A 19848-nucleotide genomic window follows, 5' to 3' on the forward strand; every position below is an offset into this window, starting at 1 on the left:
AGTCCTGTCCGCTCAGCTCAGGTCGGACATGTCGAGTACGAAGCGGTAGCGGACGTCGTTTCGGCGGAGGCGGTCGAGGGCCTCGTTCACCTGTGCCGAGGGGAGCAGTTCGATGTCGGCGCCGATGCCGTTCTCCGCACAGAAGTCCAGCATGGCGGCGGTCGCAGGACGCCCGCCGCTGCCTGCGGAGCTGAGTTTCTTGCGCCCCACGAGGAGGTCCATGGTCTCCACGGTGACCGGTCCGAGGTGCCCGAGGTGGCTGAGGGTGCCGTCCAGCGCGACCAGCTTCAGGTAGGGGCCGAGGTCGTGCGGGGCGGAGATGGTGTCGATGACGACGTCGAACCTGTCCCGGGCCTTGGCCATCTGTTCCGGATCCGTGGAGACGATGAGCCCGTGCGCGCCGAGACGGCGGGCGTCCTCGGCCTTGTCCGGGGAGCGGCTGACGACCGAAGTCGTGGCGCCGAGGGCCACGGCCATCTTGACCGCGAGATGCCCCAGGCCTCCCAATCCGGCGACGGCGACGCGGCTGCTCGGGCCTACGCCCAGAGCCTGTAGGGGCTCCCAGACGGTGACACCGGCGCAGAGCAGGGGAGCGACGGCGGCCGGGTCCAGACCTGGGGGAAGGGGGTAGGCGAACTGCTCCCGGACGACGTACTCGCGGGAGTATCCGCCCAGGGTGGTCGATCCGTCGTGCCGGTCGGTGCCGCCGTAGGTCAGGGTCGGGAAGGCGTGACAGAAGTTCTCCTGTCCGGCCTGGCACATGGAGCACTCGCCGCATGAGTCGACGATGTTGCCGACCGCGACTCCGTCGCCGGCCGAGAAGCGGGTGACCGCGGGTCCGATCTCGGTCACCACTCCCGTGAACTCGTGCCCCGGGACCAGGGGTTGCTCCGCTTTGCTGTCGTGGGCGCGGAGCGCGTGCAGGTCGGTGTGGCAGACGCCGCAGTAGTCGATCCGAACCGCAAGATCATCGGGGCGGAGATCGCGACGCTCCAGGGGCGTTCGTCGCAGCCTCGCGGACGGGCCGTCCGCCAGCCATCCGGTCGTTGCGCGCACGGCATGCCTCCCGTAAACAGACTGTTCGGTCTATTGGATCGTAGGCGCGATGCGGTCGTCAGGCAAACCAACTGTTCTGTCTGGTAGCGTCGCGGGCATGGCGGACCAGCCCCTGACCTCGCGCGGAGCCGCGACTTACCAGCGCATTCTTGATGTGGCGACCCAGGAATTCGCCCAGCACGGCATCGCCGGAGCCCGCATCGAGCGGATCGTGTCCGCTGCCCGCACCAACAAGGCTCAGCTCTACACCTACTTCGGCAACAAGGAAAAGCTCTTCGACGCGATCTTCTTCGCTTCCCTGGAGCGCATTACCAACGTCGTTCCGATCGACGCGGACGACCTTGCGGACTGGGCCGTGCGCCTCTACGACGAGTACCTCCGGCGCCCGGACCTCATCCGGCTGGCCACCTGGGCACGCCTGGAACGCCGGCCGGTCGGCCACCTCGTCGAGAACCACGACCATTACGACGACCGCAAGCTGCGCGCCGTCGCTGAAGCCCAAGCCGCCGGGCGGGTGCGTCAGGGCGACCCTTTCGATGTGATGGCCATGGTCATCGCCATGTCCATGGCCTGGTCGCCGGTGAGCAACGTCTACGCGGCGACCGCCCAGGAGTCACCCGACCTGCACGAACAGCGCCGTGCCCTTCTACACGATTGTGTCCGGCGCGCTGTCGCAGTGGATTGACGGAGGGGCGCGTCGTCATCTTCGGCAGGCCCCAAGGCGCTCCCTCCGCCTGACCAACGTATGCCCAACTGCTGTTGGCGATCCGCGGGCCACGGCAGGTCGTGGCGTCGGCCGGCCGGCAGAGTGATGGCACCTCGGGCGCCCGCATCGGCGTGCTCGGCGTGCTCCGCGTGCTCGGTTTGCGGTGTTGCTGGTTCAGGCTGGGGTGACCGTGGGCTTGGTGGTGTGGGTGGTGCGGAATCGTGCACGGTATTCGGTGGGCGCTACCCCCAGCGTCTGCTGGAACGCCCGGCGCATGCTCTCCGATGAGCCGAACCCTGCTGCCTGCGCGATGTGTTCGACCGGGTCGCCGCCACCCTCGAGCAGGGCGCGGGCCGCCTCCAGGCGTACGGATTCCATGTATTGGCCGGGGGTCATTCCGGTGTCGGCCCGGAACAGCCGCGTGAGGTGGCGGGGGCTCACGCCGGCCACCTCGGCCAGGACCGTGAGGTCGGACGCCACCCGCGGGTCGGCTCCGGCGGCGTCCATGGCGGCGCGTACTGCGGGATGCTGCCCGGTGGCGGGGTTGAGGCGGGCGCTGAATTGTGACTGGCCGCCGGGGCGGGCCATGAACACCACCAGCTCACGGGCCACATCGCGGGCGGTGTCGGCGCCGTGGTCCTCCTCGACCAGGGCGAGCGCCAGATCGATCCCCGCGCTCACCCCGGCCGACGTGACGACGGGACCGTCGCGTACGTAGATGGGGTCGTGGGCGACGGTTACGGCCGGGTAGGCAGTGGCGAGGTCGGCGGCGAGCCGCCAGTGGGTGGCGGCTCGCCGGCCGTCCAGGATGCCTGTCTCGGCAAGGAGGAAGGCGCCTGCGCAGACGGACGCCACCCGCCGTGCGCGGCGGGCGAGTTGGGCCGTGAAGGCGACGAGTTCCGTGTCGTGTACGGCGGCGCGCCAGTCGCTGCGTCCGGGGACCAGGACGGTGTCGATGCGGCGTGGCAGCGCGTCCGGGTCGATGTCGACGCCGATCCGCACGCCTGACGAGGTGCGGACGTCGGCGCCGTCGGGGGAGACGATCCGCACGTCGTAGGCGGCGCCGCCGGTGGTGGCGGTCGCCGTGGTGAATACTTCCGTCGGCCCCGTCACGTCGAGGAGTTGTACCTGGTCGAAGGCGACGATCACGATCGTCGGCGCCGCCGGCCTTCTTGGGCTCACTGCTCCCACTTCGAGTCGAGGATCGTCCGCACGAAGTCGCCGCGCTCGAAGCCGGGCACGTAGTGGGCGAGAACGTCGGCCTTCACGTTGCCGAAGGTGGTGTCCGGCTTCGGGGCGACACCGTCGGTGAAGGCCGCGAGGATGCGGTGTTTGAAGTCGGGCCGCGGATGCAGGGCGACGATGTCCGCGCGGTCGGCCGCGGACAGGTCGTCGTAGCCGATGCCGAGCACGTCGTACTCGACGCCTGCGGTCACCAGCGCGACCTCCGGCTCCATGTACTGGGGCACTCCCGGCGTGGTGTGCAGGGCGATCGCCGTCCATACGCGGCGCACACTCTCCGGCGGAACGTCGCGCGCGGTCAGGAAGCGCTGGGCTTCGTCGGCGCTGTCGACTTCGAAGCGGCGGCCGCTGCCGTGGAAGCGTTCGGACAGCCCCAGATCGTGGAACAGGGCGCCGATGTAGACGAGTTCGGGATCGTAGGAGAGGTCGCGCTTGCGGCCCTGGAGCGCCCCGAAGAAGAACACCCGCCTCGAGTGGTGGTAGATCAGTTCGCTCGTCGTGTCCCGTACAAGCTGCTCCGCCTCGCGCGCGAGCTTCGTGTCGGGCACGGGCACACCCGCCACTGCAGCACCGTCGTTGTTCATCCTGCTCACCCGGACCTTCCGTACGCGATGGCCTCGTCCTGCCGATTCACTGCCGACGTGTCTGCCGACCTGTTCAGCATCCGTCGCGTAGGCGGCGCGCGCCATGGCTGTACGGCCCGGTATGCCACAGATACGGACATCGGGCGGGCGGGTCGGTTCAGGTGGGTCGGCGGGGCGGACGGCTCGGCTTCGGGCCGGGGCCGGGGCCGGGGCCGGCGTCTGGCGCCGGGTGGCCGGGGCCGCCAGGGCGCCGATGACTGCCGGAGCTGTTGACTGCGGCGCCTGCCGGGACAGCGCCGAAGCCGCCTCGCCGTCGGTGGGGCCTACAATCCCCAGACCTCGTAGCCCTCCCACCTGTCGTGGTGGGGGAGTGGGGGCTTTTGTGCGGGGTGGTGCGGCTAGGCGATGGGTGTGGAGCGGATGGCGGAGATGTCGAACTGCAGGCGGACTTTTTCGCTGACCATGGTGCCGCCTGCTTCGAGGCGTTGGTTGTAGACGAGGCCCCATTGGGTGCGGTCGATGGTGGTGGTGGCGTCGAAGCCGGCCCGCTCGTAGCCGAAGGGGTCGAGGACGGAGCCGAGGTAGTCGAGTTGGAGTTCGACGGGCCGGGTGACGCCGCGGATGGTCAGGTCGCCCGTCATGCGGAAGGTCTCTTTGCCTTCGTGGGTGGTGGAGGTGCTGCGGAAGGTCATCTCCGGGTGGCGGCGGGCGTCGAAGAAGTCGGTGCCGATGAGGTGGGCGTCGCGTTGTTCGACGCCGGTGTCGACGCTGGCGACCCGGATGGTGATCTCGGCCCGGGACTGGGAGGGGCGGGCTCCGTCGAAGTACAGGGTGCTGTCGTAGTCGGCGAAGGCGCCGCGGACGGTGGTGACCATGGCGTGGCGTACGGAGAAGCCGATGCGGCTGTGGGGGCGGTCGATGGTCCATTGCCCGGTGAGTGCGCGAAGGGCGGGGTCGAGCGTGGCGCCGGCGGTGTCGTCGGGGAAGGGCGTACGGGGGCCGGCGGCAGGCGTCGGCTCGATGGTCGTGCTCTGGCGACGGCTGAAGATACCCATGCGGTCGTAGCCCTCCTCGATTTTGGTTACTCCGTGTTATCACGGTGTGGGGAGGGGGTGGGCGGGGAGATGGGTGGCCTCGTCCGATATCTCTGTCGCGGCCTGCAAAGATGCACAGGATCGACCCAGGATCGTCATGAGTGTGCATGCACTGTCCGGCGATACGTCTTCACGTAAAGTCACTGCACGGTTCGGTGAGGTGGCGAGGTCGGTGTTCGTGGCGAACTCGGTGACCGCCCCTCGCAACCCGAACTCGAGGGGTGGGGTCCTGATCGGGCCGGTCTTGCGGAGGTCGAGGGTCGTTCCCTTCTGGGGGGACTTGGACGCCGGCGGGCGGTGCATGGTCGCCGTACTGGACCTCTGGTCGATGGGCGGTTACCGCTGGGAAGGGCTGTCCGCCACCTGGCGGCGTGGGCGATCAAGAGGTGCGCGACAGCGATCAGGCCGAAGCCTCGTCGGTCAGCGACGGCACCGTGCACGGACGGAGGATCATGAGCGAGTCTTCCAAGGTCGCCACCATGGCAAAGGGGAACCGGTCGAGCTCGAGGCAGAGTGCGACGTCATCAGGATGGACTCCCTGGCGCACGCCCTCCGCCAGCTCCGCGGCAGCGCGCGACTCGCCGGCGCGGCGGAGGAACTCAGCTGCATCCGTCCCAGCCTCGGTGGCCCTCCGAGCGATGTACTGAGCGCACGCCAGATCTTCATCGGCCTGCCCATCCTCGCCAGTGACCACAAACGTGACGCTGTCACGCTCGCGTATCCGCAAGAGCCGAGCCGTTGCCTCCGCCACCACGAAGCTGGCGCACAGCACCAGCGACGCCTCCTTGACCGCAAGGGCGCCGACGGTTCCTGCCGTGGTTTTCTGCACAACGGTCCGTCCGCCGAGGTCCATAGACCGCAGCAGGCCCGGCGAGTTGACGGCGTCGAACCCGGGCGCGAGCGGACCGTCTTTGAGCGTCGCCCAATCCGGGTGGCGAGCCTTGAGCGCCAGGGCTTCCTCCAGCGACTCAGCGAGGACGATCTTTTCCGCTCCCTGGGCAAAGGCCCAGGCGGCCACCGTGAAAGCGCGCATGACGTCGACCACGACGGCCACGGACGGGGCTTCGACCAGCTCGGAGATGCCAAGGAAATGAGCGTCCATCCGGTCATGATCGCGTACGCCCGACCCGAAGCACTCGGACAGTGATGCGCATCACGTCGACGGTCTCGGAATGCAACAACTCCGGCTGCCTGCGTCGCGAAAGCAGTGCGCAACGAGACGGGCCCCTTGGTGGTCACGGCGGCCGCCGGCCAGTGTCCAACCGTGCCTCGATGAGGTTGTTGAGAGTCGGCTTCCTCCGCCGCCTGCCACCGCCACCTCGCCCTCGCGGGCGGCGAGCGCACAGTAGGCCGGGGCGTCGGCCGCGGACACCACGAGTGCCGCTGTGCAGCGCAATTCCACGAGCTGGAACTGTCAGCCCCACCGAGCCCTGACTCGTCACCAGGGCCGCCCTATCGGGCGTGCCCGTCACCACCCGCTGGAGATCCACAGACGACGCATCCGTGCAACGGCTCCTCCTCGCCCTTGTCGAAGCGCCGGCCCGAGAGGCCGGACACGGCGAGGTGCTGGACGCATGGGGCAAGAACCTTGACCCTGTGCGGCCGCCACAGAGGCACGGAGAGACTCCTGCAGCCCCGAGTATTGCTGAGTATTGAGACGTCAAGTCCGTTGCGCGAAACGGCATTTCGTGACTCTTTCCAGTGGCCGATACGGTCGGATCCATGGAGTGGAATTCTCAGTCAGCCGAAAAAATTGCGGCTGCCTTGCGTGCCGGTGAAGTGACATCGGCGGAACTGACCGACGAGGCGATCACCCGTATTGAGCGGGACGACAAGGCGATCAATGCGATCTGTGTGCCGGACTTCGACCGTGCACGGGCCGCCGCGCGCGGTGCCGACCAGGCGCGCGCCCGCGGTGAGGACCGGCCGCTGCTCGGCATTCCGGTGACGGTCAAAGAGTCCTACAACATCGCCGGGCTGCCCACGACTTGGGGCATGCCGCCACACCGGGACTACATGCCGGCCGAGGACGCGGTGCAGGTGTCGCGGCTCAAGTCCGCAGGTGCGGTGGTGCTCGGAAAGACCAACGTGCCCTTGGGACTGCAAGATGTGCAGAGCTTCAACGAGATCCACGGCACCACCAACAACCCGTGGGATCACAGTCGCACGTCGGGTGGATCCTCCGGGGGATCAGCGGCAGCCCTCGCTGCCGGATTCGGCGCGCTGTCCATCGGCTCCGACCTCGCCGGCTCGTTGCGCACCCCCGCACATTTCTGCGGTGTCTACGCACACAAGCCGACACTCGGGCTGGCGTCGCCCCGGGGTATGGTCGCGCCGCACGTCCCGGCCCTGCCGGCCGACCTCGACCTCGCCGTCGTCGGCCCGATGGCACGCACTGCACGCGACCTCACGCTCCTGCTCGACGTCATGGCCGGACCGGACCCGCTGACGCTCGGTGTGGCGCACGACTTGGCCCTGCCGCCCGCGCGCCACGAACGGCTCTGCGACTTCCGGGTCCTGGTCCTCGACAATCATCCACTCATTCCGACCGGGACGGCCGTGCGGGCGGGCGTGAACCGGGTGGCCGACGCCCTTGTCGACGGCGGCGCCCGCGTCGAATGGCACAGTCCGCTGCTTCCCGATCTGACCGAAGCCGCGCTGCTCTACACGCAGTTGCTGTTCTCGAGCTCCGTTGCACGGTTTCCCGTCGAAGCGTACGAGCAGCTGCGGACCCGCGCCGCCGGACTGAGCGCAGACGACCAGAGTCTTGAAGCGGCGCGGCTGCGCGCCATGGTGCTCAGCCACCGTGACTGGATCGAGGCGAACAGCCGTCGCGAGCTCCACCGCCACGGCTGGCGGCAGCTCTTCGCCGAGTTCGACGCCGTGGTGTGTCCCATCACGCCGACTCCCGCGTTCCCGCACGATCACAACCCCGATCCGAGAGAGCGCCGGATCGACATCGACGGCGTCGAGTACCCGTACTTCGACCAGCTCGTCTGGGCCGGTCTGCCCACCATGCCCGGTCTACCCGCCACCGCCGTACCAGCGGGCCGGTCTCCCGAGGGCCTGCCGGTGGGAGTGCAGCTCGTCGGTCCGATGTACGAGGACCGCACCCCGCTGCGACTGGCCGAACTGCTCGAGCAGCAGATCGGCGGCTTCCAGGCACCGGCGTAGGGCGTGTCACCAGGGTGTCCGTCGAGGGCGCGGTGCGGATCACGACGAGATCCTCCGCATGCGCACACCAGCGACTTCAAGCCCGGTCCGGTGAAGGGGGTTCTGGCGTGGGGCCCTCCGGTCGAAGCTGCTGAGAAGGCCCTGCGGGGGCCGTTCACCGGGTGAAGTGTGGGGGCGACGACCAGGAAGCCGCCCCCATGCTCAGTCCTTTGAGGTCTCGGCTACGTCGACCGTTGCGGAGCCTTCGCGACGTATCCGCTCAGCCCCCCAGGCGCCGAGCGGACCGAGCGCTTGATTGAGCGTGCGCCCGTGCTCGGTCAGGGAGTACTCCACCCGCGGCGGCACCTCGGCATAGACCTGCCTGTGCACGAGTCCGTCTGCCTCCATCTCACGCAGATGCTGCGTCAGCATCTTCTCGCTCACTCCCGGCAGACCGCGACGGAGCGCGGCGAAGCGGCGTACGCGATGGGCATCGAGTTCCCAGAGGATCAGTCCCTTCCATTTGCCGCTGACCACGTCGAGCGCGGCGTCGATGCCGCAGATGTAAGGCCCGCTCCTCGGCGCCATGGCCATCACTGATCCCCTTACGAAAAGGTAAGTACCGCAGAAAATAGTGGGTACTTCCGAGCCTAGTCGCGCTCTCCGATCATGGGGGGGTGAACGAACAGAACCGCACCACCAGGCAGAACAGCACTGTCACCGTGATCGGGCTTGGCCCGATGGGCCAGGCGATGACACGCACCCTCCTTACTGCCGGCCACCCGGTCACCGTCTGGAACCGCACCGTCAGTCGGGCCGACGGTGTCGTGAGCGACGGAGCAACGCTCGCGGCGACGCCCAGCGAGGCGGTCGAAGCGAGTGACGTCGTGATCCTCAGCCTCACCGACTACCAGGCGATGTACGACATCCTCGACGGCGCCACCGAATCGCTCGCCGGCCGGACGCTGGTCAACCTGAGCTCTGACACTCCCGACCGCACACGCGAGGCAGCGACCTGGGCAGCGGGCCACGGAGCCGCCTTCCTCGCCGGAGGTGTCATGGTCCCCGCGCCGATGGTCGGTACGGAGGCTGCCCATGTCTACTACAGCGGCCGCGACGAGGCCATGGAGAGACACCTGACCACGTTGACACTGCTCGGAACGCCAAAGCACCTGGGGGAGGATCCGGGCCTCGCGCAGATGATGTATCAAGCCCAACTCGCGGTGTTCCTCACCACCTTGTCCGGCCTGATGCACGCCACCGCGATGCTGGGCACCGCAGGAATGAAGGCCAAGGAAGCACTGCCGGAGTTGCTCTCCTCCGCCGACTCGATCGGCGACATCCTGAGGGCCGGTGAAGAGACCCCCGGCACCGCGCTTGATGCTGGAGAGCATCCCGGCGACCTCAGCACGGTCACCATGATGGGTGCGACGTCCGACCACATCGTCGAGACCAGCACGTCACTCGGCCTCGACCTCGCACTCCCTCTGGCCGTGCAGGCCCACTATCGGCGCGCGATCAGGGACGGACATGGCGGCGACAACTGGACTCGCATCATCGACAGCATCCGCGGACCACGATGACCAGACTCGCGACCGATGAATGCCGCGATCGAAGCAGTCCTCGACCAGCCGTGGGACCTGCGCATCTCGAATCCCGAGGTGCCTGACCGTTCGGGCCCTTCCACCGGTGCCCCGTGGCGCTGCAGGCTACGTTCCGAGCCCAGCGTGTCTCCGGGCTCGCCGTCACTTCATCCCCCGGAGGGACCGCATGACTGTGACCGTCCTGGACACCACCGGTACTCAACTGTACGAACAGGCCGACCGCTTACGCGCAGCAGGCCCAGCAACGTGGTCGGGGTCGGGCAGGTGGTGCCGCCGTCGAGGAGGACGGTCTCGCCGTCGGCGATGACTGAGGCGACGTGGGCCGCGATGCGGCGTTTGGTGTCGACGGCCTCATGAGCGCGCAGCGCGAAGGGCGGCTCGTCGGTTCGGACCACGCCCTGCCGAGGTTTCCCTGCGGGGCCAGGCGGTTCGCCGTGTCACCGCCCGTTCGGAAGCGGACGGATCCACGGGCGGGTGAAGACGCGGGACCGTCCGGCCGACCGACACGTGGAACACCGATCGCGGCGCGGTTCCGGTAGCCAGCCTGGGAGTCCTCTTCAGCACGCTTCGCGCCGACCGCGGCGCCGGCGATCCATCAAGGGAGGCAAGCGTGCCACTGCGCGACCAGGATTCCGCACTCTCCCGGCGGCGGTTCCTCGCCGCCGGCGCCGCGTGCGCCGGCGCCCTCGCCGTGCCTGCGGCCGTCGGCGCACCCCCTGCCGCCGCGGCGACGCACTACACGCTGACAGCCACGAACAACTCGACCCAGTTCCAGGACATCTGCCTGTTCCAGAAGACGGTTGGCCTCGGCATCCCGTCCGCGATGTCGCTCGCCTGGCTGACCGCGCCCGCCCGGCCGGGCCACACGGTGACCTTCACGTGGTCCGTGGACTACAGCTTCGTATGGGCGGTGACGGGCCCGCTCATGAGCGGCATCCCGTTCATGGACCGGGAACTGGTGGCGGCCGACCCGGACGACGAGCTCGAAAACCAGACCGGCTTCGACTTCGACAACGGGAACTACGGGTTCGTGCCCGCCTCCGACAGTGGCACCCCCCTGGGTGGCCTCGGCATCCAGGTCCTGCCCGGCGTGCCGGACGACACCGCCTCGGTCGGTATCGGCATGGACGGCGCTCCGGTCTTCGCGGCGCAGGCGGTCCCCGGCGCGAAGTTGGTCTTCACGCCGCATCCCCAGTACTGGATCACGGCCGGAACCTTCAGCAACGGCGAGGTGCTGGACGTCGAGGAGATCACCAACGATGTCGAGATCCCTTACGACGACACGTTCTCGATGAACGCCGTCCTCGGGCCGAACAACCTGTGGACGGTGTCCGCATAGAAGAAGTGATGTACCTGCCTCCGGCGCCGCACGACGATGGCGCCCTGGTGGACCGGGCACAGGTCCATGCCCAGTTCACCAGCGGAGTCTGTCGTCCGGAGGTTCCGCCCGGCACCTGACGCCTTTGCTGACGCCGCTGACGAAGGTGCGTCAGTGGTGGTTGCAGTGCCGGTCGAGGGTCTTCACGGGGGTCGTGTCGGGGCGGGTCCACTGCGGAACGGGGCGGCTGGTCGGGCACGGGTGGCTACGTCGTCGTACGACGTCTGCGACGGTCACCGGAGCAGACTCGCGACCCGGCCGCAGGGCGCGCTCTGTTCTGCGAAAAAAGCGCAGCGGCGCTGGATGAGCTGCCAGGCGGGTGCGCCCTGCGCTCGTACTACGCTGCCAGGGTGATGAACCCCAGCGAGCCCCAGGACCCGCAGCCGGCCGCGCGGGGCTCGGCCGTGGTGCGGGGCGGCCGCGCGAGCTCCGATCGCAGCGGCGCTGTCGGCCACGGCCGCCCGGCCAACCAGGGGCGGCGGGTCGCGGCTCGCAACCGTTCCGCTCTCATCGCCGCCGCCCGCGAGGTTTTCGCCGAGCAGGGCCTGAACGCCCCGCTGTCCGCCGTCGCGCGCCGCGCGGGGGTGGGGCAGGGCAGTCTCTACCGGCACTTCGCCGACCGCTTCGCGCTGGCCTCCGCCGTCCTGGACGAGAACGTCCAGCAGATCGAGCGGGCCGGCGCCGAGCCGGGCGCGAGCCTCAAGGGCGTTCTGGGCGTGGTCACTTGGCACCTGACCCGCTCGACGGCATTCGTCGACCTGCTGCGCGTGGGCGGGGACGGCGAGCAGGCCCGCGCGCTGGCCGAGCGCGTCCGCACTGTCCTGGCCCGGTGCCTGCCCGCCGGGCATCGCCTGTCGGCCGACGACGTCATGCTCGCCGTCGCGATGGTCTCCGGCGCCGTCAGCGGCCCCACCCCGGCGGAACGAGAGCGCGTCGCCCTTGCGGCTTGGGGACTGCTCGGCGTCGAGGTCGGGCCATTGCGCCCTTGCGAGGCGGTCGTGGACGTGTGACCGTCAGCCGCCGTTGGACTGGTGGATGCCTTTCGCCAGTGCGGTGAACGTGAAGACGTACCCGCCGTCGGGGCCGCTGACGGTCATAAACGCCTTCGTGCCGCCCGGAGCGATCGCGACGTTGGTCGCCGACTTGAGACCCTCGGCGTCCTTGGCAGGGACCTCGACGGTGGCCAGGCGCGCCCCGTACTTGCTGTAGACGGCGATGGCGGGTCGGCCGTGCAGCGCCTGGTAGAGGTTGCCGTCGGCGTCCACGGCGATGGAGTCGGTCCGGGCCAGGCCGCCGTCGACATGGATGGCCTGGTGCTGGGAGGTCACAGCGGCTTTGCCGGCATCGAGCAACAGGTAGGAGATGGTGTCCTCGGCGAGCTCGCTGACCGAGGCCGGGGCGCCGCCGGTCCGAGTGCCGCAGCCGGTCAGTGCCTGCAAGCCGACGGCGGCCAGACCCGCCAGGGCGCGGGGCGTGCGGTACGTGGTCATGCGGTGATGTGCTCCTTCCTGTCATCCGGGAGATCCGGACGTCGTGAGGTGCAGGAGACGTACTCCCGGCCGTGGCGCGGGTGTTCAGCAACTGGGCCCTCCCGCCGGGAAGTTCGGCGCGAGGGGGACGCGCGGCCGGACAGCTGTCAGGCGGCCGACCAGCCGCCGTCGGAGGGCAGGATCGCGCCGTTGATGTTCACCGCGTCCTTGCTGAGCAGGAAGGTGATCGAGGCGGCCAGCTCCTCGGCCACGGCCAGGCCGGGGATCGCGACGCGCATCTTCGCGGTCCGGGACGAGCCGTACGGGGCGGCGGCGGGGACGTGGATTCCGGTGGCCACCGCGCCCGGTGCGACGGCGTTGACCTGCACGCCGGTGCCCGCGTACTGGTAGGCCGACGATTTCGTCAGGCCCACCAGCGCGTGCTTGGAGGTGGTGTAGGCGGCACCGGCCGCCGAGCCGCGCAGGGCGGCTTCGGACACGATGTTGACGATCCGGCCGCCGCCGGCGGCGAGCATGCCGGGCACGACGGCGCGCATCAGGCGCATGGGTCCCTCGACGTTGATGCGCATGACGCGATCCCAGATCGTGTCGTCGACCTCGTGCACGGCGGCGTCGTCGTCCATCACGCCCGCGACGTTCGCCAGCGCGTCCACGCGACCGCCGGCGGCGGCCAGGACGGCGTCGGCGGACGTGGGCGAGGTGATGTCGGTGGTGACCGGCGCGACCGCCTCGCCCAGATCGGCGGTCAGGGCCGCGAGGCCGTCGGCGGAGACGTCGACGGCGATCACGCGGCCGCCCTCGCGCACGATGCGCGACGCGACGGCCTTGCCTATGCCGGAGGCGGCACCGGTGACGACGACGGTCTGGCCGCTGAAGCGACCGTGCGTGATCTGCTCGGTCCACGGCTCGGGGGCTGCGATCTCGACGCCCAGGCCGGGTTCAACGGTCACTGCGGTGCCGGCCGGAGGGGCGGTGGGCAGGCCTTCGGGGACCCGGCCGGTCTCAGCGGCGGTGACCAGCGCGCCCACGAGCTCCGGCGGGAACTTCCCGCCGGACACCTTCACAAGCTGCTCCAGCGGAAGGCCGAGGGCGGGGGCCAAGGCCTGCTCGCTCTGCCCCTGGGAGGCCAGCAGACCTCGCAGGACCTGTCCGGCGGCGTGATCCGCCAGCCAGTCGCGCAGAGGGGAAGCGGGGGTGAGATTCGACATCGCGGGCCCTTCGTGTCGTGGGGCTGGGGCGGGGCTGTTCGAGACAGGACCCGCACCGCAACCGGACAGTGCTGTCCGGTTCCTGGGTTACGGTACCGGTGCCCTCGCGGGACGCCCCACGAGGGCACCGCCCCACCCCGCGCGGCTACTTGCGCACCTCCCCCCACGAGAGGAATCCGCCCCATGCCCCTGCCTCAGTGCGACACCCCACCCACCCCGCAGGAGACCGCTGACCTGCGCGAGCGTTATCGCGTCGAGCGGGAGCGCCGCGTGCGCCCCGAAGGACCGGGCCAATACCGGTCCACAGCCGCGGAGTTCGGCTACTTCGCCGCCGATCCGTACGTCGACGAAGTGGCGGAGCGCGAGCCGCTGCACGACGTGGTGGACGTCGCGATAGTCGGTGGCGGTTTCGGCGGGATCCTGGCGGGCGCACGCCTGCGCGGCCAGGGCGTGGCTCGCGTGCGCGTCATCGACAAGGGCGGTGACTTCGGAGGCACTTGGTACTGGAACCGCTACCCGGGCATCCACTGCGACGTCGAGTCGCACGTCTACCTGCCGATGCTCGACGAGACCGGATACGTGCCCGAGTGGAAGTACGCGCCGGGAGAGGAGATCCGCCGGCACGCGATGCGCATCGCCGAGCGGTTCGGCCTGTACGAGGACACCCTCTTCTCCACCGCCGTCACCTCCCTGGCCTGGGACGAGAGCGCCCAGCAGTGGGTGGTCGCCACCGATCGCGGCGACAAGTTCCGCGCCACCTACGTCATCACGGCAACGGGGACGCTCACGGAACCCAAGCTGCCCGGCATCCCCGGCATCGAGGACTATCGAGGCCACACCTTCCACACCTCCCGCTGGGACTACGAATACACCGGCGGCAGTCCCAAGGGAGGCATGACGGGCCTGGCCGGCAAGAGGGTCGCTGTCGTCGGCACCGGAGCCACCGGCGTGCAGGTCGTCCCGATGCTGGCCGAGGACGCCGGGCATCTGTACGTCTTCCAGCGCACCCCCTCCGCCGTGGACGTGCGCGGTCAGCGGCGCATGACACCTCAGGACGTCGGCGCGGACCGCGCGGGATGGGCGGCCGAACGCCGGGAGAACTTCCTGCGGATCGTCTCCGGGGAGAGTGCCGGGCAGGACCTGGTCGCCGACCGCTGGACGGAATCGGCCGGCTTGCTGGAGAAGCTCCTGCCCAGCTTCCGCCGGGACGGCGAGCCGGACTTCGAAGCCGCCTACGAGGCCGCCGACCACGTCACGATGAACCAGGTCCGCGAGCGGGTGGCCGCCGAGGTCACCGACCCCGCCACGGCCGCGGCACTCAAGCCCTGGTACCGGTACGCGTGCAAGCGCCCCACGTTCTCCGACAAGTACCTGCGCGCGTTCAACCGGGACAACGTCACTCTCGTGGACACCGCCGACACCCATGGCATCGAGCGCATGACGGAGCGAGGCGTTGTCGTCGGCGGGGTGGAGTACGAGGTCGACTGCCTGGTGTTCGCCACGGGGTTCTCCGTGGGAGTTTCCGGCATCACCTCAGGGACCCTGCCCGTGACCGGCCGGGGCGGGGTTCAGCTTCTGCACGCGCGGGCTCAGCAGGGCCCACGTACTCTGCACGGCTTCACCAGCGCCGGGTTCCCGAACCTGATCCAGATGGGCTCGCTGCAGAACGCCAGCAGCGTGAACTTCACACACATCCTGGACGAACAGGCCGTGCACGCCGCCGCCCTGGTCACCGCCGCGGAGGAGAGGAGCGCCGTCGTGGAGCCGACCCCCGAGGGCGAGGCCGCCTGGATCGACGTCTGCGCCAAGGGCGCCCCCGACCATGAGTGGTTCCACGCCGAGTGCACCCCCGGCTACTACAACCGCGAGGGCCGCGGTCGCCCCAACGGCCCCACCGCCTACCCGCACGGCGCCGTCGCCTTCCATGACCTCCTGCGCCGCTGGCGTGAGGAGAACATCACCGACGCCCTCCAGGTCAAGGCCACCGCCTCGATCTGATGCGTCGACCGGTAGGGGCGGCGGTGCCGTCCCGGGGCGTGAGGATCCCCGCCTGGACGGTCCGATGCCCGTACCCATCGCTGTGGTGGGTACGGGGTGGTGTCGTCCGGCGCCGGATCGGGTGCCGCAGGGCCGCCTTCCGATCGCCATGGCGGCTGCGTCGTGGCGGACGGGTTTGCGCTTGCTGCTGGTCAGGGGCGTTTGCCAGTGCTGGGCGTCCCATTTCGAGGTGTAGGTGGGGTCGATGGCCACGAGGGGGACACCGAGTTCGGCTGCCGTGGAAACCAGCCGGGTTCTGGAGGGGGGTTTGGCGTTGACGGTGTAGTGGTTGGCGGTGTGAAGGCCGGGTACTCGGGGTGCACGTGAAAGATGACGAGACAGAGAGTCGCCCGGCGGCGTACGTGGTTCTCCTCGATTCCGGTGAGGAGGCAGTCCCCGAGATCAACCAATTTTTGTCCAGCCCATGCCGGCGGCTGTCTGCCGGTGATCGCGGCGGGTGATCTGTCTCCTCGGCCGGGCCGGCCCAGCCGCGTCCGGCCTCAGCCTCTCGAGCTACGAGAGGCCATGCCCGCGCGGTATCCAGCGGCCTCCGGAGCCCAGGACGGGAAACGGCCTCCGTAACCCAGGATGGGAAGGAGAACCCAAACGATGGCGCGGATTTTCGTTGAGGGCGATGACTTGGTTGTGCATCTGTCATGGCGGGAAAGGGCAGCCGCTCGCCACGGCAATGTGCGCGCGCCGCTGACCGCGGTGATCCGGGTGACCGTCGAACCCGACTGGTGGCGGGCTCTGCGCGGGGTCCCACGTAGAGGCGTATGGATCCCAGGGACGTGGTGCATCGGCACGCGCAGCCACCAAGCCGGGATGGATTTCGTGGCCATACGGTCCGGCAGGCCAGTCGTGTGTGTCGAACTGCGGACCTCTTCCCCTGCTCCCTTCAGCCTCCTCGGCGTCTCTGTTCCCACCCCTGCGGAAGCCACGAACACGGCACAGTCGATCTGCGGAAAGGCACCACAGATCGACACATCCACGCCTTGGCGGCAGCCGCTTCCCGTCCCCGGGGAGAACTCGGCCTGAGCAGCCGACGGCCGGTTGCCGAAGAGAGGTCGCCGATGAGCTCTGTCTCAGCTCAGCTCGTAGCGGCGATCCCGCGCCGGCCGAAGCACCACGGCTTCCTCATCCGCATCACGGTCTGACCGGGCCAGTGACGCCGCCGCCCAGCACTGCCCCCGAGCGCTTGCCGCCAGCCTCTTCACCCTCCGAAAGCGGAACCTGGCCCGCGGTGGCGTGTACCCGACCCTGGAAGCGGGAGACTGAGGCGACCGCTCACCGGGAGCCGGTCTTGCGGCCCACGCCCCCGTAGAACCCGATCCCCTCGGACCCGGCGGGCGGCGGGATGTCCGGGCGCCAGAACGGGGCCTGGGCCAGGCCGGGTTCGACCAGTTCGAACCCGGTGAAGAAGCGCTCGACCGCGGCGCGGGACCGCAGGTTCAAGGTGGCCGTGGCCTTGCTGTAGACGGCCTGAGCCGCACTGCGGTCGGCGAAGTCGCCCGTGGCGTGGGAGAGGACGAGGAAGCTGCCGGGTGCCAGGGCGTCGCGCAAGGTGGCGACGATCCGCTCGGGCTCGTCCGCGTCGGTGAGGAAGTGCAGGACGGCGACGAGAAGCAGGGCGACCGGCTCGTCGAAGTCGATGACCTGACGGACGCCCGGGTGGTCGACGACGGAGCGCGGGTCGCGCAGGTCGGCCAGGGCGATGCCGGTGGCGCTGGAGCCACTGAGCAGGGCGCCCGCGTGCGCGCTCACGATCGGATCGTTGTCGACGTACGCGATCCGCACGTCGGGCGCGACGGCCTGCGCGGTCTCGTGCACGTTCGGCGCCGTGGGCAGGCCCGTGCCGATGTCGAGGATCTGGCGGACGCCGCTGTCCACGACATGCCGGACGGCGCGCCCCAGGAAGGCGCGGTTGGCCCGCAGGCCGATGCGTACCTCGGGCGCGGCGGCGGCGAGTTCGTCACCGGCGCGCTGGTCCACCTCGTAGTGGTCCTTGCCGCCGAGCAAGTAGTCGTAGATCCGGGCGGGATGCGGCTTGCTGGTGTCGATCTTTCCGGCGTGGAAGCCGTCCTGTCTCACGCTGAGCCCCTCCCGGCCTCGATGATCCCCCAGCCTGCCATATCAACCGCCGTGCACCTGACGGTAGTTGCTCTCATCGTCACACCACGCGGCGCATACTCCGTTCCCGCTACTCTTTGACGCTGCTCTCGGTCATGCCCGTCCGCCAGTACCGCTGCAGCACGAGCATCGCCTGGCGAGCGGGACGACGGAGGCGACGGCGCCGCCGATGGTGTACTGCATGAGTTCCGGCACCCGGTCGGCGGCTGTTTTCCACGTGGTGAGGCCGAGAGTGGCCGGGTACTTCCGGTCGTCGGAGAGCATCACCAGGGGCAGGAAGTAGTTGTTCCAGACGCCTGCCACCGCACGGCTCGCCGTCCCGACAGCCATGCCCGGCAGAAGGCCGGTCGGTCGGCTCGGCTCCCCTCCGGGCACGACCTGACGGCCACCGCCACCGCCACTCCGCCTCCGCACCACCACCCCCACCCAGTGGCGGGCTCGCCGACGGCAGGCGGCCGACCGACTACGTGTCGCACCGGTACGCCCGGTAATTCGTGTGGAAGCCCGCAGCCGGCGCTCTCCTCGTCCGGCAAGGGCCACAAGTGTCCATGTCCGCGGGTTCGGACGGTTCACAGGAGCGTGGCGGAGGTCCTGGTGCCCCCGGAGGAGCTCACCTTCGTCGACGGCTGCCGACACTGCACCCCCTCAGCCGATGCAGCCCATGTTCGATGTCGGGACCAAATGGCTGTTGTTGTGCCATATTGCGCACATGCCCCCAACGAAAGGGTTGTCATGAAGTTCGCAGTCATCGGTGGTACCGGCCTGATCGGTTCGCAGGTCGTCAAGGATCTGAACGCTGCCGGGCATGAGGCGGTACCGCACTCGAAGTCCACCGGAGTCGACGTCCTCACCGGCCAGGGACTGGACGAGGCGGTGGCCGGAGCCGACGTCGTCATCAACCTCACGAACTCCCCGACCTTCGACGAAGCCTCCCCGGCCTTCTTCCAGACCTCCATGGACAACCTTCTGGCCGCGGCCCACAAGGGCGGCGTCGGCCACTTCGTCATCCTCTCGATCGTCGGCACCGACCAGGTTCCGGAGCTGGACTACTACAGGGCCAAGACGCTCCAGGAGCACATCCTCGCGAACGGGCCCGTCCCCTTCTCGATCGTCCGGGCGACGCAGTTCATGGAGTTCATGGACGCCGTCATGTCCTGGACCGCTGACGGCGACACCGTCCGGCTGCCCGCCACGCCGATTCAGCCGATCGCCGCAAAGGACGTTGCCGGCGCGGTGGCGGAGGTGGCCGCGGGCACCCCGCTGAACGGTATCCGCAACATCGCCGGTCCCGAGATCTTCCCTCTGGACGAGCTGGGCCGGATCACCCTGTCCCGCAAGGACGACAGCCGCACCGTCGTCACCGACCCCACCGCCGGCATGTTCGCCGTCGTCAGCGGCGACGTCCTGACCGACAAGGACGCCCACCTCGCCTCCACCCGCTACACCGACTGGCTCTCCTGACTCGCTCGCGCCTTCCCGGGCGCGCGGGCCGCAGACGAACAAGCCCTGGCAGCCGTGGGCGACGGCACGAACTCGGCGCGGCGGCCAGGAGACAGCGGGGTCGGCCATTCATGCTGCGGTGTCAACGCCTGGTGTCTGGCGTCTGGTGTCTGGTGTCTGGTGTCTGGTGTCTGGAACAGACTGGATGCTGACGCGACCGAGGTGCGTCTCGAGTTGGAGCTCGAGCGCGTGCCCGCGAGGCGTTGGCGGCGATCGTGTGGGTGGCGACCTCAGGTTGCACCTGGCGGCAGCTTCCGCCGGTGTTCGGGCAGAGCCGGCAGACGGTCTACCGGTGGTTTGTCCAGTGGAGCCGGGCCCGGGTGCCGGGTTCACAAGATCGCCAACGTCGCGAACGCTCTGCCGAAGTCTGCCCAGCCCGGTGCGAAGAGGGCCCTGCAGCAGATCTACAACGCCGAAGACCGCGACCACGCCCTCCAGACCGTCGTCGAGTCGCCAAGACCTACGGTGTGAAGTTCCCCAAGCTCGCGGAGTCCGCCCAACAGCGGTGGCGGGCCGTGAACGCACCCCACCTCGTCGCCCTCGTCTGCGCCGGAGCCTGCTTCGAACGCGGACACCTCGTCGAACGCCCCGAAATTCAGGCAGGCAGCCTGAACTACCCGTTGATCCATAGGATTTGAACTACTACTCGCGCTACGCTGCTGTGTC

Annotated in this window: 15 protein-coding genes and 6 pseudogenes; 9 read left to right on the forward strand and 12 right to left on the reverse strand. The window is 69.3% G+C overall.

Going from position 1 to position 19848, the window contains the following annotated elements:
• Positions 1 to 12 precede the first annotated feature (12 nt).
• Positions 13 to 1056, reverse strand: coding sequence for an NAD(P)-dependent alcohol dehydrogenase (locus OG574_RS44590; RefSeq protein WP_326777919.1), 1044 nt, complete (start codon positions 1054 to 1056; stop codon positions 13 to 15).
• A 97-nt stretch (positions 1057 to 1153) separates the two neighbouring features.
• Here OG574_RS44590 and OG574_RS44595 point away from each other — a divergent pair, with 97 nt between their 5' ends.
• Entirely contained in the window at positions 1154 to 1741 is a 588-nt protein-coding gene (locus OG574_RS44595; protein WP_326777920.1) for a TetR family transcriptional regulator, read from the forward strand.
• Positions 1742 to 1936: 195 nt separating this feature from the next.
• Here OG574_RS44595 and OG574_RS44600 read toward each other — a convergent pair whose 3' ends face one another.
• The 4 genes from OG574_RS44600 to OG574_RS44615 form a co-directional block, all read right to left on the reverse strand.
• The gene (locus tag OG574_RS44600) at positions 1937 to 2944 is read right to left on the reverse strand and encodes a GlxA family transcriptional regulator (protein ID WP_326777921.1); all 1008 of its coding nucleotides are present in this window, start codon (positions 2942 to 2944) and stop codon (positions 1937 to 1939) included.
• Positions 2941 to 3588, reverse strand: a complete 648-nt coding sequence (locus OG574_RS44605) for an HD domain-containing protein (RefSeq protein ID WP_326777922.1) — start codon at positions 3586 to 3588, stop codon at positions 2941 to 2943. Before OG574_RS44605 ends, OG574_RS44600 begins: the two co-directional genes overlap by 4 nt.
• Positions 3589 to 3986: 398 nt before the next feature.
• Positions 3987 to 4643, reverse strand: a complete 657-nt coding sequence (locus tag OG574_RS44610) for a YceI family protein (protein WP_326771635.1) — start codon at positions 4641 to 4643, stop codon at positions 3987 to 3989.
• A gap of 439 nt (positions 4644 to 5082) precedes the next feature.
• Positions 5083 to 5784: a 2-phosphosulfolactate phosphatase gene (locus tag OG574_RS44615; protein WP_326777923.1), complete on the reverse strand. Its 702-nt coding sequence runs from the start codon at positions 5782 to 5784 to the stop codon at positions 5083 to 5085.
• Between the two features lie 620 nt (positions 5785 to 6404).
• Between OG574_RS44615 and OG574_RS44620 the strand changes: the two genes are divergently transcribed.
• Positions 6405 to 7856, forward strand: a complete 1452-nt coding sequence (locus tag OG574_RS44620) for an amidase (RefSeq protein WP_326777924.1) — start codon at positions 6405 to 6407, stop codon at positions 7854 to 7856.
• A gap of 201 nt (positions 7857 to 8057) precedes the next feature.
• Here the strand turns inward: OG574_RS44620 and OG574_RS44625 are convergent, their stop codons facing one another.
• On the reverse strand, positions 8058 to 8429 hold the full coding sequence (locus OG574_RS44625) for a winged helix-turn-helix transcriptional regulator (protein WP_326777925.1): 372 nt from the start codon (positions 8427 to 8429) through the stop codon (positions 8058 to 8060).
• An 83-nt stretch (positions 8430 to 8512) separates the two neighbouring features.
• Between OG574_RS44625 and OG574_RS44630 the strand changes: the two genes are divergently transcribed.
• Both OG574_RS44630 and OG574_RS44640 read left to right on the forward strand, forming a co-directional pair.
• Entirely contained in the window at positions 8513 to 9418 is a 906-nt protein-coding gene (locus tag OG574_RS44630) for an NAD(P)-dependent oxidoreductase (protein ID WP_326777926.1), read from the forward strand.
• Positions 9419 to 10049: 631 nt separating this feature from the next.
• Entirely contained in the window at positions 10050 to 10778 is a 729-nt protein-coding gene (locus tag OG574_RS44640; RefSeq protein ID WP_326777927.1) for a hypothetical protein, read from the forward strand.
• A gap of 150 nt (positions 10779 to 10928) precedes the next feature.
• Here the strand turns inward: OG574_RS44640 and OG574_RS44645 are convergent.
• Positions 10929 to 11012 (reverse strand): annotated as a pseudogene (locus OG574_RS44645) (DUF899 domain-containing protein); the annotation flags it as partial.
• A 158-nt stretch (positions 11013 to 11170) separates the two neighbouring features.
• Between OG574_RS44645 and OG574_RS44650 the strand changes: the two are divergent.
• Positions 11171 to 11827 carry a TetR/AcrR family transcriptional regulator gene (locus OG574_RS44650; protein WP_326778814.1) on the forward strand — a complete coding sequence of 219 codons (657 nt, stop codon included), beginning with the start codon at positions 11171 to 11173 and terminating at the stop codon, positions 11825 to 11827.
• A 3-nt stretch (positions 11828 to 11830) separates the two neighbouring features.
• Here OG574_RS44650 and OG574_RS44655 read toward each other — a convergent pair.
• Both OG574_RS44655 and OG574_RS44660 read right to left on the reverse strand, forming a co-directional pair.
• Positions 11831 to 12202 (reverse strand): annotated as a pseudogene (locus tag OG574_RS44655) (SMP-30/gluconolactonase/LRE family protein); the annotation flags it as partial.
• 251 nt (positions 12203 to 12453) lie between these two features.
• The gene (locus OG574_RS44660; RefSeq protein WP_326777928.1) at positions 12454 to 13515 is read right to left on the reverse strand and encodes an SDR family NAD(P)-dependent oxidoreductase; all 1062 of its coding nucleotides are present in this window, start codon (positions 13513 to 13515) and stop codon (positions 12454 to 12456) included.
• A 183-nt stretch (positions 13516 to 13698) separates the two neighbouring features.
• On the opposite strand from OG574_RS44660, the gene OG574_RS44665 reads away from it, so the two are divergent.
• On the forward strand, positions 13699 to 15513 hold the full coding sequence (locus OG574_RS44665; RefSeq protein ID WP_326777929.1) for a flavin-containing monooxygenase: 1815 nt from the start codon (positions 13699 to 13701) through the stop codon (positions 15511 to 15513).
• Here the strand turns inward: OG574_RS44665 and OG574_RS44670 are convergent.
• The 3 genes and pseudogenes from OG574_RS44670 to OG574_RS44680 form a co-directional block, all read right to left on the reverse strand.
• Positions 15506 to 15810: pseudogene (locus OG574_RS44670) on the reverse strand (hypothetical protein); the annotation flags it as partial. The gene OG574_RS44665 and the pseudogene OG574_RS44670 overlap by 8 nt on opposite strands.
• A gap of 1029 nt (positions 15811 to 16839) precedes the next feature.
• Positions 16840 to 17643, reverse strand: a complete 804-nt coding sequence (locus OG574_RS44675; protein WP_326777930.1) for an SAM-dependent methyltransferase — start codon at positions 17641 to 17643, stop codon at positions 16840 to 16842.
• A 109-nt stretch (positions 17644 to 17752) separates the two neighbouring features.
• A pseudogene (locus tag OG574_RS44680) lies at positions 17753 to 17976 on the reverse strand (carbohydrate ABC transporter permease); the annotation flags it as partial.
• Positions 17977 to 18414: 438 nt separating this feature from the next.
• Between OG574_RS44680 and OG574_RS44685 the strand changes: the two are divergent.
• The 3 genes and pseudogenes from OG574_RS44685 to OG574_RS44695 form a co-directional block, all read left to right on the forward strand.
• Complete coding sequence (locus OG574_RS44685) at positions 18415 to 19143, forward strand: SDR family oxidoreductase (protein ID WP_326777931.1); 729 nt, start codon at positions 18415 to 18417, stop codon at positions 19141 to 19143.
• Positions 19144 to 19358: 215 nt separating this feature from the next.
• Positions 19359 to 19505, forward strand: a pseudogene (locus tag OG574_RS44690) (transposase); the annotation flags it as partial.
• Positions 19504 to 19820 (forward strand): annotated as a pseudogene (locus tag OG574_RS44695) (transposase); the annotation flags it as partial. The pseudogenes OG574_RS44690 and OG574_RS44695, both read left to right, overlap by 2 nt.
• Between the last annotated feature and the right edge of the window lie 28 nt (positions 19821 to 19848).

The sequence above is a fragment of the Streptomyces sp. NBC_01445 genome, from assembly GCF_035918235.1.
Lineage (GTDB): Bacteria > Actinomycetota > Actinomycetes > Streptomycetales > Streptomycetaceae > Streptomyces.

Coding starts and splice junctions, on each gene's coding strand:
- OG574_RS44595 (WP_326777920.1), top strand. CDS start 1,154: ATGGCGGACCAGCCCCTGACCTCGCGCGGAGCCGCGACTTACCAGCGC.
- OG574_RS44605 (WP_326777922.1), bottom strand. CDS start 3,588: ATGAACAACGACGGTGCTGCAGTGGCGGGTGTGCCCGTGCCCGACACG.
- OG574_RS44610 (WP_326771635.1), bottom strand. CDS start 4,643: ATGGGTATCTTCAGCCGTCGCCAGAGCACGACCATCGAGCCGACGCCT.
- OG574_RS44615 (WP_326777923.1), bottom strand. CDS start 5,784: ATGGACGCTCATTTCCTTGGCATCTCCGAGCTGGTCGAAGCCCCGTCC.
- OG574_RS44620 (WP_326777924.1), top strand. CDS start 6,405: ATGGAGTGGAATTCTCAGTCAGCCGAAAAAATTGCGGCTGCCTTGCGT.
- OG574_RS44625 (WP_326777925.1), bottom strand. CDS start 8,429: ATGGCCATGGCGCCGAGGAGCGGGCCTTACATCTGCGGCATCGACGCC.
- OG574_RS44650 (WP_326778814.1), top strand. CDS start 11,171: ATGAACCCCAGCGAGCCCCAGGACCCGCAGCCGGCCGCGCGGGGCTCG.
- OG574_RS44660 (WP_326777928.1), bottom strand. CDS start 13,515: ATGTCGAATCTCACCCCCGCTTCCCCTCTGCGCGACTGGCTGGCGGAT.
- OG574_RS44665 (WP_326777929.1), top strand. CDS start 13,699: ATGCCCCTGCCTCAGTGCGACACCCCACCCACCCCGCAGGAGACCGCT.
- OG574_RS44685 (WP_326777931.1), top strand. CDS start 18,415: ATGAAGTTCGCAGTCATCGGTGGTACCGGCCTGATCGGTTCGCAGGTC.